This is a genomic window from Paenibacillus sp. MDV22-iso6 (genome assembly GCF_058408365.1).
This window is the reverse complement of record NZ_JBZVDZ010000001.1, coordinates 1,392,036-1,405,706: the sequence shown is the minus strand read 5'-3', so window position 1 is coordinate 1,405,706 and position 13,671 is coordinate 1,392,036. Positions and strand designations below refer to the sequence as shown.

Here is a 13,671-nt window from a genome sequence, read left to right as displayed (position 1 = left end):
AATATCGGATTCTGAGCGTAGGTTGCTCGTGATCCGATATTTTTCTTTTTGTATACGCCCAAACACAACATGATTCCCCTTCATAGGTTATATGGAATCAGCCTAATTTGTTAATGAAAATTATGTGTTTTCATAACTAAGGAGTTGGATAGATACGTGATTTCAAAAGTTAAGCTTACAGGGCGAGTGGTGTTTAAAGGTGACCCTGGATATGAAGTGGCTCGGAAGAACTGGGATCCGCATACGGACAGATTCCCTAAAGTTTTTGTATTTGCTCAAAAAACACAGGATGTAGCCAATGCCATAAGATGGGCGCGTCAAAATAAGGTCCCTATTCGTCCGAGAAGTGGGAGGCACGCTTTAGAGCCCAACCTATCACAAGTCAATGGTGGTATTGTCATCGACGTTAGCGAAATGAAGAAAATCAAATTAAACAAAAAAAGCGGAACGGCCGTCGTGGAGACAGGAAATCGGGTAGGAAGAATCGTGGATACGTTGGCTCGACAAGGATATATGGCCCCATTTGGTGACAGTCCAACGGTTGGAATTGGTGGAATAACACCTGGTGGTGGAATTGGTCCACTGCAAAGGACAACGGGTCTCATCTGTGATAATCTAATCGAGCTCGAAATGGTTGACGCTAAAGGGCGGATTATTCGGGCGAACAAAAAGAAAAATTCCGATCTTCTGTGGGCTACACGTGGCGGCGGAGGCGGTAACTTCGGTGTATATACTAAATATAAATTCAAGGTGCGGCGCTCTCCAGCCAAAGCTACTGTATTTAGTATCACATGGCCATGGAATCAGTTCGAAAAAGTCGTGAAGAAATGGCAAGTATGGGCGCCTAATGCCAGTACCAAGCTGGGAAGTGAATTAAGTGTTGGTCCCAAAAAAGGCGGAAATGTTAGCATGATAGGGGTATACCTCGGTTCGAAGAGTGAAGCCCTCCGTCAGTTGGAACCCATTCTTAGCGTAGGAACGCCTACCAAAAAAAGCATTCTGTACCTGCCATACAGGGCAGCCACGAAGTTTTTACTAGCCCCAGATCCTGTGCTCACTCAAAGGTACAGCAACCAGTTTTCCAGTGGCTTTGGTAGACAGCCATTCCCGGATAAAGCCTTCAAAGTCATGCGTGAGTTTCTGGAAAATGCAGAGGAAGGTACACCAGCCGGTTTCTATTTCCTTAACTGGGGCGGTGCTGTAAGTCGAGTCGCTCCTCAAGCCACTGCGTTTTATTGGCGTAAAGCTGAATTTTATGTAGAATGGAACAGCTCATGGGTGAAGCCATCGCGTGCAGCTAAAAATATTGCTTTGACTCGGAACACAAGAAAGAAATTGCAACCTTATATTGTTGGGTCGTACATTAACGTACCAGACCAAGGTATTAAAAATCCAGGGCCGACCTATTATGGAAAGAACTACGCCAGATTGAGAAAAGTAAAAGCGAAATATGATCCGAAAAATGTGTTTAATAACCCGCAAAGTATTCCGCCAGCTAAATTAAAATAGGGTACGATTTCCAAACCGTTAATTCTGAAAAGAGTTAACGGTTTTTTTGACCTTTCTAATCGTTGTATTTACTATTTATTGTAGAGTAAGATGTAAAAAAATAATATTCATACTGCAACGGGGTTCTGGTAATTTATTTTAAGGAGGTAAAAGATGGATTACATTTCGTCGATTGAAGCGGCATTAAAGGTGAAGCGCCCTAAATATACCGCCATAGCGGCGGGGCGACGTCATACCATTGGTCTTAGATCGGACGGAACGGTGACGGCAGTGGGTGATCATAAAGTTGGACAATGTGATGTAAACGGTTGGCGCGATATGGTGGCGGTAGCTGCTGGTAATGTTCACATGGCAACGAACACGGGTAATGCGCATACTATCGGCCTAACGTCTCGGGGCACTGTAGTGGCTGTGGGTTGGAATATACACGATCAATGCGAAGTCAACGACTGGCACGATATTGTAGCAATTGCTGCGGGGTGGCGTCGTACCGTTGGTCTTAAATCGGACGGCACAGTGATTGCAGTGGGACGAAATAATGAAGGCGAATGCGATGTAAGCAGCTGGCGTGATATGGTGGCGGTAGCGGCGGGTGACTGGCATACCGTCGGACTTAAATCAGACGGAACGGTGACGATTGTGGGCAATAATCAGTATGGCCAATGTGAAGTAAGCGGTTGGAGCGACATTGTCGAAGTAGCGGCAGGGTATCTTCATACCGTGGGGCTTACATCGGACGGTAAGGCGGTTGCCGTGGGTAGAAATAAACATGGCCAATGCGATACAAGCGACTGGGGTAATATTACGGCGATAGCGGTAGGAAGTAATCATACCATTGGCCTTAAATCGGACGGTACGGTTGTGGCTGTGGGGTTGAATAAGCATGAACAGTGCAATGTAGGGGGCTGGTGTGATATTGTGGCGGTAGCTGCGGGTTGTGCTCATACTCTTGGCATTAAATCAGACGGCACGGTGGTGGCTGTGGGGGATAATGAATATGGTCAATGTGATGTAAGCAGTTGGCGCGGCTAATTTACTATGGACGGGGGAATTGAATTGAAACGGATTGCGGTATATTGTGGTGCAAGTAAAGGTAACAACGCTATTTACGAGAAAGCTGCCGTTCAGATAGGTAACTGGATTGTTGACCAGGAACATGAACTAGTCTATGGTGGCGGAAAAGCAGGATTAATGGGAGTACTCGCAGATACTGTGATTCAACGTAGTGGCATTGTTACTGGGGTTATACCCACCTTTTTGCAAGCGAGAGAACTGGCCCATGAGCAGCTTAACAAAATCATTATTGTGTCTAATATGCATGAGAGAAAAGCTAAAATGATTGAACTTGCAGACTGCTATATTGCAATTCCAGGTGGACCAGGGACACTTGAAGAAATTACAGAGGTCATTTCGTGGGGGAGAATTGGGCAGCATGTCAATCCATGCATCTTCTACAATGTGAACGGATATTATGATCTGATTGGCCAATTCTATGACAAAATGGTCGAAGAAGGTTTCTTAACGAAAACAGATAGACAAAAGATACTTGTTACAGATTCTTTAGACGAAATTAACACTTTTATAAGTACTTATGTACCGCCTGATATTCGTCAATACAATTAATGTTTAATATCAGCGGCAATGTAACGAACGGATGAGTAGAAGGTTCGAAGACGGCACGTTCCGACTGGCACAATCGGTTAGGGCTCCATTGAAAGTCGCTATTATAGCGGCTTTTTTTGTTTTATCTGGATGTGCTACTAGAAACGGAAGATCTCGAGGGCATGGATAGTTGATCTGTCGTGGAAATTTCACCAATGGAATGTGGGGCTCTATAAATCGCAACTTTTTTATATGATAATAGTTATCATTCTCATTTACGTAGTTCGACATTTGCTGTATACTGACAATGACTATGATACATAATGGCCAAAAAGAAAAAGGAAAAGGGAGAGATTTTGAATGTTTTTACGAGTGAAAAAAGGAGCAATCCTTTGTTTAATTACTGCACTTGTTTTTGTGCTTGCAGCTTGCTCCAGTAGTAATGGCAGCAGCAAAGATGCAAACACTAGCTCACAGGGAGCAGTGACGGATACCGCTACGAATGCTTCAACAGATGAGCAAAAAACGGATGCGGATGCTACAGGCGCAGCTCAAACAACGTACCCATTTGTTGTGTCAAACTATACAACTGAAAACGGCACCTGGGTGGCAAAGGAACAAACCTTTGATAAGGCACCTGAACGAGTAGTTGCCAATACACAAGGTGCAGCAGAGTTATTGATTCGTCTTGGTTTGACTGACAAGATTGTTGGCGTAGCGGCGTTGTTTGGCAATGTACCTGATGATATTGCTGAAGATTTCAAAAAAATTCCTGTGTTATCTGAAGGTTATGTAGGTAAAGAAGTGACCATAGGTGCTTCACCTGATCTGATTATGGGGCGCGGGGGATTGTTTGAAGATGCTGATTGGGGCGTGGGCACTGTAAACAGTCTGAATGAGATGAATATCAAAACATTTGTACAAAGTACCAGTGTTACTGACGCAAAATTAGATAATCTATATCAGGATATCACTGAGCTAGGTAAAATATTTAACGTACAAGCGAATGCAGCGGCATATATCGATCAGCTCAAAGCACGTGAGAAAGCGTTATCGGCTCGAGCAAGCGCTGAAACGATCAATTATGCATCTTTCTTTGATAATGGTGATGGAACCATTGGAGTGTACAACGGAAATGGAGACACATTTATTGAAAGTGCAATGTCATTAATCAATATGCATAATATGCTGATTAACGAAGAAGGCACCCTCAGTTTGGAGAAGCTAATCGAGATCAATCCAGATGCCATGATTATTTCGAAATATGCCGGCGGTATTGATCCAGAACAAACGATTGAAAAGCTGCTAGCCAACAAGCAATTGCAAAGTATTAACGCGATTAAAAACAAGAAAATTTACGTTATCGATTTCAACAACTTCTGGGGTTACGGCGATTCTATCTTCACAGGAGTTGAAGCACTTGCAGATGATCTGAACTTGTAAGGGCACATGCGCTTGCTTGATTACCATGATCCGATAAATATCATGTTTATTTTAACGGCAGAACAGTAATTTACTGGGCTGTCGTTTTCATTTTAATATGATCAAAGTATCGAAACAGGATAAGGCCCTTCCTCTTCATATTCGGGAAGAGAAGGGCTTGTCCGCATTAATGATTAATGAAGGATGTTTTTATTGGCAGAAGACCCAGATTATTGCGTTTCCTCTTTCACATCGGCCACTTTTATCACGGGATAGGTTTGAACTGCATGGTCCAAAGTTTGTTTCTCCATCAGTTTCCCATCCAAGATAACGGCTGAGATGCTTGTCGTATTTCGGATATCCTCTAACGGATTCTTATCAAGAATTACGAGATCGGCAAGTTTTCCTTTTTCTACGGTGCCCAGTTCCTGCTCTCTTTCCAAATATCGTGCCGGATTCAACGTTGCTGACTGCAAGGCCTGGAGTGGGGTGAGGCCGCTTTTAACTAGCAATTCAAGTTCATCGTGCAAGGAAATGCCGTATATAAAGTTAGTCATTTCGTAACTGGAATCGGTGCCTGCAAGCATAGGCACGCCGGCATCATTTAACTTTTTGACCATGCCCGGCGTTAGGGAATTGATGGCCTCCATTAATTCCGTTTGTTCGGGAGGGGTTGCGCGAATCACTTCGGCCCATTGCTTCTGCACGGCCGTCGGTACGTATTTGGACCGCGGATCGATTTCGGTTTTGGCCATATTCAAATAGGTAACCATGGTCGGTACAGGCCAGACACCTTTTTCTTTGAATTTGCGGAACAGCTTGTTAGCCTTTACTGAATCATAAGATTGGGAAGCCTCGACCTCTGCGAGCGAATAACCAAGCAAATCACTCATGTCGGCATGTTTGAAAAGTTCATCCTCGATGCTCGAAGTGGCAATAAACAACCCGTGTAGGTGCTCTATGCTCTTAAATCCTAGCTGAACGGCTTCGCTGGCTCGAACCTCTACCGGCAAATGACCGACAACTGGCAAACCGTATTTTTGGGCTTCATCCATGACTGCTAGAAACAGAGGACGCGGCAACCAAGAGTACACTTTGATATGATCCGCGCCTTTTGCCACATTGAGACGTACAGCTTCCCGCGCTTGTTCCTCTGTGCTCAGGTAGAACATGTGTGGGGCTACGTCAGCAGGACCTCCATTTAGAGTCGAACCTGCATAGAAAAGACGTGGTGCAGGCATCCCGGCTTGAATACTCGTTTTCCATATATCGACGTTTGTCAGCGCCGCGCCCATCTCCCTTACTCCGGTTACACCATTAGCCAGAAAGAGAGGAAAAGCGTCTTTATAGTTATCTTCCAGATGGACATGCATGTCCCACAGACCGGGAATGATATATTGGGCCTTAGCATTCCGTACTTGCGCGTAATCGGGAATGGCCGTTTGACTGCTACTTCCAATGTAACTGATCTTGTTATCCTTAATGATAATGGTCTGATCGCTGGCTAACTTTCCGGACCTTACATCTACAATCGTCGCATGCTCAAGCACTAACGTCTGACTTGTCGCAGGTTCAATGCTTGCATAACCGGTACCTGTAGCGCATGCTAACACAATCCATAATGCCATGAACCCTACTATGTACTTCTTGAAGCTACCTAATTCTCTCGTTAAACTCATTATTGTCCTCCTCATAGATATGAATGATATCAACTGATTTATCTTCATTCTAGAGTGTGAATCCTGATTTTTTATTAATTCATTCTTACAAAAATCTTACGGTTGAAAGGGAAGAGGGAGCAGTAGCCTTTTTTGTTTTTAGCCTTGTCAAATTAACAAATCCTGAATAATCTAACACATACCACAAAAGAGGGGGAAGAAACATGAGCGAAGTTGGATATGGAAATGTAGGCGGACTTGGTGGAGGATACGGTGGCTTCACGTCCGTTGGTGCAATTCTGGTATTGTTTATTCTGTTGGTTATCATCTCCAAAGCATTCTTAGTTTAATATTAAGCTTAGAATTTCCGCTGGCTTTCGCTGGCGGTTTTTTTTGTTATGTAAAGGTCAACAAAAGCAATTTAAATAGGGAACGTTATGTCATGATTAACTGACATAACGTTCCCTATTATGATCCTACATTTCTCGCTTATACTACGGTGATCGTTCCATAATACATGTACATGCCACAATTAAAGTTGTACGTTCCAGGTTTCAGATCTTTTAAGGTAATGAAGTTGTCACCTTTTTCAAGATACACATCTATTCCTAAATCTTTAGACTGAACACTTCTTATACATGTATAACCTGAATGTTTTATAAAATTTATTTTCGTCGGAACGCCAGCTTTTACTTTAATATTTTCTTGACTAAAACCATCTGATTTTACGTCGACGGAAACAATCTGATATCCTGAATTTTCTTGAACAGAATTAGCTTGCTCACTCTGTGATTCTTGTGATTTAATTGCCGATGTATCATTCGGTTGGAATTGGTAAAATAACGTTGCACCCACAGCTACAATTCCAAAAGCTACAGTGAGTATACCTCCAATAAACGGCACACCAATTCCACTTTTATTTGTTTTAGCGCTAGTATCCGTTTCTTGATTCGACAATTGAAGAGCAACGCTCAAAATAAAAATGAATAGGATGTCAACAAATATCATCATGATATAGGAAGGACCAATCATTACCCCGAGCATTGCGCCCATCATGCCACCCATGATTCCTGCCAACATACCATCCAAAGTTGCCAATATACTGATAGGTTTGCCTGTGAAGTATCCGGCTCCTAAGCCAAACAATATGGCGGCAATGGATGGGACTGTTAAATCACGAGGAAACACAATGCCTAATTGTACACCAAGTACAAGGCTGGACATCATGCCAATGGTCATAGCGATCATCATGCCAGGCATACCTGTAAGTTTTTCTTTTCGCTTATACGTTTTAAGAACAATGAATGCTGTAAACAGTACGACCATAACTATACTTAATATCGCTAATAACACAATCTTATTCCTCCTAATATCCATACAGTAATGATGGTAGTTATCTACTCATAACATTACGATCAAGATCATTCATCTCACTCATGTACTAATGATATCAGAATTATCATAAGAACGTGACTATTGTCACAGACAAGTCAAAGGATTGTCGTAATAGTATGAAGATAAATTGACATTTTGTTGATATCTCTTTCTATAATCTATGTTTAGTTCTTAGTTAGAGTATGGTCTAACCTAAATATAAGTTTCACTCTATATCAAAAAAATCAAGTGTCATTTTGGCCATTTCTTCTTTTGACTCCGTACAACCGCGTATTATCCACTTTTTTAATATGCTCCATAACCCCGCAGCCACCATCGTTCTCATATAATCTTTTTCTATTTCGCTCTGGTACTCATGCTTAGTACCTATAATATGCTCCATCGCTTCCAAGTAAAGAACGTATTGGTCGTTAAGAAGTCCAAATAATTGATTTTCGATTAAAATGTGCAGAAAAACGTTATGTTTCTCCCAAAATGTGAAATAGGCAAGGGGCATTTCATGAGGCCCTAAGTTTTGATCACTAATATATTCAAAAAAATCCTGAAACATTAAATCAATGATTTCGACGAGTACAGATTCCTTGGATGTGAAGTTGCGGTAAAAGGTTTTTCTTACTAGACCGGCTTTATCACACATCTCTGTTATCGTGATTGCGCTATAGGGTTTTTCCTGTAAAAGTTCAATTAAAGCATCACATAACCATTTCTTTGATCGTTGAGCAATAGGATTAACGCGAGTAGACATGTCACAAATCACCTCTAATGTGTAACCTCTGTCACACGTATTGACTGCTTTATAGACATCCAATTATAATCGAACCCAACAAGTTACACAAGTGTGACACTAATGGGATGCGGAGGAATTTAGGATGAACAAGGTAGTGACTTTAGCACATACCAATGAAGATTACAAAAGATTAGGGATTACGAAAGAACCTGCCAATTGGGAAGATGGTATGAGAACAGATGGACAAGCAGGTAGTTATGAGTGGTGGTATTTTGACGCCGAATTTACAGATGGTACTAAGATTGTAGTCGTGTTCTACACGAAGTATGAGTTCGACCTCAAAGGTGAGGCATGCCCAACAATAAGGTTTGATCTGACGATGCCGGATGGTAGAAACATTTCGAAAAAAATATCCGAAGAGAAAGGTAGTACAATCCGCGCTTCCAAAGAAACATGTGATGTGAAAATTGATAGAAGTAGTATCCAATACTCCAATGGGGATTATATAATCCATTTCGTTGACGATGACATTGAATATCGCTGTACCATGAAATCTATCGTGCCCATGTGGAGACCTAAAACAGGACATATATTTTTTGGAGAAAAACAAAAGGACTTCTTTGCATGGTTCGTTGCCCAGCCTTCTGCCGATCTGGAGGCCGTACTTACTGTAAATGGACAACGCCGTGAATTAGTTGGTAACGGATATCACGATCATAATTGGGGAAACGCAGAAATGAACAAGCTCATCAACCATTGGTACTGGTGCCGTGCTAATATTGGACCGTATACCGTGATATCTTGCGATATCATTGCGGAAAAAAAGTATGGTTATACACGCATGCCTATCATCATGATTGCTAAAGACGGTGTGATTCTGGAAGATCGTGAGGAGAACACGAGGATAGAACGAACGGATACGATTAAGCATCCCTTTACAAAGAAATTCATGGATAACCAATTGAAATTTATTCAGTCCTCTGGCAATAACACTTCTTATCAAATTGAGTATCATCGGGAAGCGGATATCGTTGCAAGTTCTCTATTGGAGGGCATGAAGCTTTCTTTACCGATGCGTGTGGCTGTAAAAGTCTTGAAAATAAATCCAACATACGTTCGTAGTATAGGGACAGTTAAGTTGACCGTCAATGAGAATGGGAAGCAAGAGGTACATCAGCAGGAAGGTCTCTGGGAACAGATGTTCTTTAGCAACATCAAAGACGCTATTATTTGTGAATAACAGGAGGGAAAAGAGTCCTATGAAAGTGCTTATTATATTTGACCATCCTTACACAGCTAATTCTTCTGAGAATGTTCCTCATCATAGAAGCTATTCAGCAGCATTATTGGCTTCGGTTACTAGAGGGCTTCAATCCAGTGGACACAACGTAGATCTCATTGACTTGCACGCAGACGGATTTAATCCTGTGATGTCAGGGGAAGAACTCTCGGCGTGGAGACAAAAGAAAACCCTCGATCCTCTGGTAAAAGATTATCAAAAAAGATTGCTTGCAGCGGATCATATAATCTTTGTTTTCCCAATATGGTGGGAAGCAATGCCTGCATCAACGAAAGGCTTTTTGGATAAAGTGTTTGCCAAAGGAATCATTTATGAGGAACCTAAAAAAGGTAGGCCCTTTGTTAGCCAGTTAAAAAAGCTTAAGGGAGTATCGCTATTAACAGTAATGGCCACTCCAGGGTTCTTCTATAGATGGATATTTGGTAATCCCATAACTAAAATACTATTTCGTGGTACATTTCGGAAAATGGGGTTTCACAAGTTGAAATGGTATAACTATGCTGGTATGGATGGTCGTACACTAGAAGTTAGAACGAAAGCATTAGAAAAAACAGAGAAGCGCTTTGCATCATTCTAGTCGATAACTCGAAATTTATTTGCAAATTGCAAGTAATGATGATGAACATGAGCAAAAAAACACTTTATTTCCTATGCACAGGCAACTCGTGTCGGAGCCAAATGGCTGAAGGTTGGGCTAAGAAGTACCTGAGTGAGGACTGGAACATTTATAGCGCAGGAATCGAAGCACACGGTTTGAATCCAAAAGCTGTGGAAGCGATGAACGAAGTAGGTATTGATATTTCGAGCCAAACTTCGGACATCATTGACTCCGAGCTACTGAACAGTGCAGATTTCGTCGTCACATTATGCGGGGATGCGGCAGATAAATGTCCAATGACCCCTCCACAAGTGAAGCGAGAACACTGGGGATTCGATGATCCCGCGAAAGCACAAGGTACAGAAGAAGAGAGATGGGCTGTATTCCAAAGGGTTCGTGACCAGATTGGGGAGCGCATGAAGACGTTCGCTGAAACAGGCAGATAACACAAACAAAGTTTTCCTGCAACTTAACACAATGGATCCAATACTTAGAGGGAGCAATGGCTGAGCAGGAATGGATTGAGAAGATTTAGAAAGCTTCGAATAACCACACCGTGATTATACCGTGGGAACCCAAAGAAGCCGTTAGTTATGACAGTGTAAAGAAGTGGACTGAAGTCGAGAGAATGATGTGGTGGCAAGAGATTAACGCGAGTCATTAATGGGGGTTCAAACTGCTGTTAAACATAACGCAAAAAGCAAAGGGTACCACCGCTGGTCTGAACAGATCAGCGGCTTTTTTATTACATTTTAAATTCATGGGGAAGAATAGGATGCATAGATGATAGCTAATGATCTGGTCTTATACGATCCTCTCCAAATCGGTTAACTATGCGTCTGGCGATAAGCTTTTGGCGTCATATTGTAAGTCACTGCGAATTTTTGATAAAACGAATTCAGGTTGCTGATTTGAACCTTCTCTGCAATTTCTTGAATCGATAATGAAGTATTAGCCAAGTAATAACAAGCTAACTTCAATTTCAAAGAAACCTGAAGTTCTTTGAAATTCTTTCCCGATTTTTCCTTGATAAGATAAGAAAGGTATTTCGGATGATATCCAAACTGTTTGGATAATGAAGTTAAGGTGCAATTCAAATATTCCTTTTCAATATAACGCAGAATATCAACTATATTGCCTGAAGAATCGTTGGATAACTGAATTTTCTGATTTTCAGAATCATCCTGATATATACGCAGCAGCTCTGTAAAAATAATCACCAGATACGAATTGATAATCTCACTTGAGTACATACGCAAGTCATAATACTCACAAAGCAAATCGGCAAACAAACGTTTAATTTTATGGTTTCCTTTAGTACGGAAGATCAGAAAGTTATCATGATTTTGACTGTTGGATATGGCTGAAAGGATTAGGTTGGATACAATGCTTTGTTTAGCTAATCGGCTGAGGAAATTACTTGATAAAAATTGGTCACTCATACTGATATTGATGACAAGATCGTTTTCCCCGATCTTGTTCTTCATACGAATAACGTCTTTATCAAAAACACAAACATCACCCTCCTTTAACGTTATGGTTTTATCATCCACCACATACGTGCATTCTCCTGAGTATATATAGTTCATATTGACATTGGTATGAACGTAAAGAGGAACGCTAGTAAAGCGAGAGTCCTTACTAATGGCGATTCCGGTTTCAATGACATTTAGAGGTTTAAAGCAATAGACCATATGCCCCCGGACATCTACCTGAATCATATCTTGGTAGATCGGGCTTACCGCATCCGGATTAGCCAAATACTTTTTTTCACTATCGGTGTATGATTTTAGAAAAAAATCCAATTGGTTATAGTCCATATCACTCAACCTTACCTTTTGATATAGTATAGCTTTCTTTATGATATTGTTACCGCTTCCAAAGCCTTTTACAATTTAAGTGTATCACTGGTCATACATTTTCCGCAAATTGAAAAGTGATATTAAGTCAGGGAATAGGGGGAAGAAGATATGGACTACAAGCGTACAGGAAGTAACATCATAAAAGAAATCGGGGGCAGAGAGAATGTCAACCAGTTAACGCATTGCGCTACAAGATTACGTTTTACACTCCAAGATTCTGCTAAGGCAGATCAAGAGAAGATGAAGGCGATTCCTGGTGTCCTTGGTGTGGTTAACAGTGGTGGACAGTTCCAGGTTATCGTAGGACAAGAGGTGGCGCGAATATACAATGAGATCGTTCCATTGTTAAGCGATAACACTTCTGACCAGGAAGAGATCAAAACCGAAGATTCAAACGTCTCTGCAAGAAAAGAGTCTGTCATTTCGCGTTTGTTGGGTACGATTTCTGGGATTTTCACGCCCATACTGCCTGCTATCACTGGGGCTGCAATGCTCAAAACGCTTCTCATCATTGTAACGATGACTCATCTTATGTCCAAAGAAACACAAACCTATGCCATTCTTAACTTTGTTACAGATGCGGCTTTTTATTTCCTGCCGGTTATGCTGGCATTCTCGGCAGCAAACAAATTTAAGATGAATCCAATGATGGCTGTGTCCTTAGGCGGCGTTCTATTACACCCGAGTTTTGTGGCTATGGTAGAAGCCAAAGACCCTGTTTACTTTTTGGGGATACCCGTATCCTTGGTAAGCTATGGTTCATCCGTTATCCCGATTATTTTGGTGATTTGGGCTGCTTCTTATGTTGAACGGTTTGCGGATCGGGTAACCCCAAAATCAGTTCGTTTCTTTATGAAGCCGTTAATCACATTACTTGTAATGGCACCGGTTGCCCTAATTTTTATAGCTCCACTAGGTAACATCGTTGGAACATATGTTGCAGTGGGAATCAATTTTTTGAATAACCATCTCGTGTGGATTTTACCTTTCATTTTTGGTATTTTCGGGCCGGTATTTATCATGCTGGGTATGCATTACGCTGTTACCATACCCATTGTCATTCAATCCATTACAACCTATGGGTTCGATATGATTGGCGCCGGATTTCTGGTGGCTAACGTTGCACAAGGCGCAGCTGCATTTGCGGTGGCCAGACACGTCAAGAATGATCCGGATTTTAAAGTATTGGCTAATTCCGCAGCTTTTACCGCTCTCCTCGGCGTAACAGAGCCTGCCATTTACGGGGTGAATCTCAAGCTGAAAAAACCATTTTATGCCGTACTGGTTGCCGGAGGAATTAGTGGATTGTTTGTTGGCCTTATGGGAGTTAAGAGACTGGCGCTTGCACCGACTGGATTACTGACTCTGCCCATTTTTGCAGATCCAAATCATGCGATGAATCTTGTGTATGCAATTATCGGCGCCGTCATCAGTTTTGTACTGTCCTACTTCCTAACAACCGTACTGTTGAAAAAATCTAAACATTAGAATTACAATCTTACTTTTTGTTATTTTTATTTGATCTTTTGACATTGTTCGATCACCTTAAGTCTTTATATGATAAGGATGAGGGTTCTGGTTAAACCCCATTCAAAAAT

General features: G+C 41.6%; 13 protein-coding genes. 9 read left to right on the top strand and 4 right to left on the bottom strand.

What is annotated here, in order from left to right; genetic code table 11:
• Window positions 1-156 precede the first annotated feature (156 nt).
• The 4 genes from AC4PM4_RS05950 (at window position 157) to AC4PM4_RS05935 (ending at window position 4,554) form a co-directional block, all read left to right on the top strand.
• Window positions 157-1,509 carry an FAD-binding oxidoreductase gene (locus AC4PM4_RS05950; RefSeq protein ID WP_063562649.1) on the top strand — a complete coding sequence of 451 codons (1,353 nt, stop codon included), beginning with the start codon at window positions 157-159 and terminating at the stop codon, window positions 1,507-1,509.
• Between the two features lie 153 nt (window positions 1,510-1,662).
• On the top strand, window positions 1,663-2,541 hold the full coding sequence (locus AC4PM4_RS05945; protein WP_063562648.1) for an RCC1 domain-containing protein: 879 nt from the start codon (window positions 1,663-1,665) through the stop codon (window positions 2,539-2,541).
• A gap of 6 nt (window positions 2,542-2,547) precedes the next feature.
• Complete coding sequence (locus tag AC4PM4_RS05940; RefSeq protein WP_072733167.1) at window positions 2,548-3,132, top strand: LOG family protein; 585 nt, start codon at window positions 2,548-2,550, stop codon at window positions 3,130-3,132.
• A gap of 339 nt (window positions 3,133-3,471) precedes the next feature.
• On the top strand, window positions 3,472-4,554 hold the full coding sequence (locus AC4PM4_RS05935; RefSeq protein WP_063562646.1) for an ABC transporter substrate-binding protein: 1,083 nt from the start codon (window positions 3,472-3,474) through the stop codon (window positions 4,552-4,554).
• A 209-nt stretch (window positions 4,555-4,763) separates the two neighbouring features.
• Here AC4PM4_RS05935 and AC4PM4_RS05930 read toward each other — a convergent pair whose 3' ends face one another.
• Entirely contained in the window at window positions 4,764-6,212 is a 1,449-nt protein-coding gene (locus AC4PM4_RS05930; RefSeq protein ID WP_491613010.1) for an amidohydrolase family protein, read from the bottom strand.
• A gap of 203 nt (window positions 6,213-6,415) precedes the next feature.
• On the opposite strand from AC4PM4_RS05930, the gene AC4PM4_RS05925 reads away from it, so the two are divergent.
• Window positions 6,416-6,541: a hypothetical protein gene (locus AC4PM4_RS05925; RefSeq protein WP_063562644.1), complete on the top strand. Its 126-nt coding sequence runs from the start codon at window positions 6,416-6,418 to the stop codon at window positions 6,539-6,541.
• A gap of 139 nt (window positions 6,542-6,680) precedes the next feature.
• Here the strand turns inward: AC4PM4_RS05925 and AC4PM4_RS05920 are convergent, their stop codons facing one another.
• Together AC4PM4_RS05920 and AC4PM4_RS05915 are read right to left on the bottom strand one after the other, a co-directional pair.
• The gene (locus AC4PM4_RS05920; protein ID WP_256336274.1) at window positions 6,681-7,544 is read right to left on the bottom strand and encodes a cupredoxin domain-containing protein; all 864 of its coding nucleotides are present in this window, start codon (window positions 7,542-7,544) and stop codon (window positions 6,681-6,683) included.
• 247 nt (window positions 7,545-7,791) lie between these two features.
• Window positions 7,792-8,331, bottom strand: a complete 540-nt coding sequence (locus AC4PM4_RS05915; protein WP_090950883.1) for a TetR/AcrR family transcriptional regulator — start codon at window positions 8,329-8,331, stop codon at window positions 7,792-7,794.
• Between the two features lie 124 nt (window positions 8,332-8,455).
• On the opposite strand from AC4PM4_RS05915, the gene AC4PM4_RS05910 reads away from it, so the two are divergent.
• The 3 genes from AC4PM4_RS05910 to arsC are packed head-to-tail and all read left to right on the top strand — an operon-like array spanning window position 8,456 to window position 10,657.
• On the top strand, window positions 8,456-9,553 hold the full coding sequence (locus AC4PM4_RS05910) for a lipocalin-like domain-containing protein (RefSeq protein WP_072733164.1): 1,098 nt from the start codon (window positions 8,456-8,458) through the stop codon (window positions 9,551-9,553).
• A 19-nt stretch (window positions 9,554-9,572) separates the two neighbouring features.
• Window positions 9,573-10,190, top strand: a complete 618-nt coding sequence (locus AC4PM4_RS05905; RefSeq protein ID WP_491613007.1) for an NAD(P)H-dependent oxidoreductase — start codon at window positions 9,573-9,575, stop codon at window positions 10,188-10,190.
• A gap of 47 nt (window positions 10,191-10,237) precedes the next feature.
• The gene (gene arsC, locus AC4PM4_RS05900) at window positions 10,238-10,657 is read left to right on the top strand and encodes an arsenate reductase (thioredoxin) (RefSeq protein WP_491613005.1); all 420 of its coding nucleotides are present in this window, start codon (window positions 10,238-10,240) and stop codon (window positions 10,655-10,657) included.
• A 381-nt stretch (window positions 10,658-11,038) separates the two neighbouring features.
• On the opposite strand, the gene AC4PM4_RS05895 is transcribed toward arsC, so the two are convergent.
• Window positions 11,039-12,031: an AraC family transcriptional regulator gene (locus AC4PM4_RS05895; RefSeq protein ID WP_491613004.1), complete on the bottom strand. Its 993-nt coding sequence runs from the start codon at window positions 12,029-12,031 to the stop codon at window positions 11,039-11,041.
• Window positions 12,032-12,181: 150 nt separating this feature from the next.
• On the opposite strand from AC4PM4_RS05895, the gene AC4PM4_RS05890 reads away from it, so the two are divergent.
• Complete coding sequence (locus tag AC4PM4_RS05890; protein WP_491613003.1) at window positions 12,182-13,561, top strand: PTS transporter subunit EIIC; 1,380 nt, start codon at window positions 12,182-12,184, stop codon at window positions 13,559-13,561.
• Window positions 13,562-13,671: the final 110 nt, after the last annotated feature.

Excerpts from the sequence above, each read along its gene's own strand:
- AC4PM4_RS05945 (WP_063562648.1), top strand. The coding sequence starts at position 1,663 with ATGGATTACATTTCGTCGATTGAAGCGGCATTAAAGGTGAAGCGCCCT.
- AC4PM4_RS05940 (WP_072733167.1), top strand. The coding sequence starts at position 2,548 with ATGGACGGGGGAATTGAATTGAAACGGATTGCGGTATATTGTGGTGCA.
- AC4PM4_RS05935 (WP_063562646.1), top strand. The coding sequence starts at position 3,472 with ATGTTTTTACGAGTGAAAAAAGGAGCAATCCTTTGTTTAATTACTGCA.
- AC4PM4_RS05930 (WP_491613010.1), bottom strand. The coding sequence starts at position 6,212 with ATGAGTTTAACGAGAGAATTAGGTAGCTTCAAGAAGTACATAGTAGGG.
- AC4PM4_RS05925 (WP_063562644.1), top strand. The coding sequence starts at position 6,416 with ATGAGCGAAGTTGGATATGGAAATGTAGGCGGACTTGGTGGAGGATAC.
- AC4PM4_RS05915 (WP_090950883.1), bottom strand. The coding sequence starts at position 8,331 with ATGTCTACTCGCGTTAATCCTATTGCTCAACGATCAAAGAAATGGTTA.
- AC4PM4_RS05910 (WP_072733164.1), top strand. The coding sequence starts at position 8,456 with ATGAACAAGGTAGTGACTTTAGCACATACCAATGAAGATTACAAAAGA.
- AC4PM4_RS05905 (WP_491613007.1), top strand. The coding sequence starts at position 9,573 with ATGAAAGTGCTTATTATATTTGACCATCCTTACACAGCTAATTCTTCT.
- arsC (WP_491613005.1), top strand. The coding sequence starts at position 10,238 with ATGAGCAAAAAAACACTTTATTTCCTATGCACAGGCAACTCGTGTCGG.
- AC4PM4_RS05895 (WP_491613004.1), bottom strand. The coding sequence starts at position 12,031 with ATGGACTATAACCAATTGGATTTTTTTCTAAAATCATACACCGATAGT.
- AC4PM4_RS05890 (WP_491613003.1), top strand. The coding sequence starts at position 12,182 with ATGGACTACAAGCGTACAGGAAGTAACATCATAAAAGAAATCGGGGGC.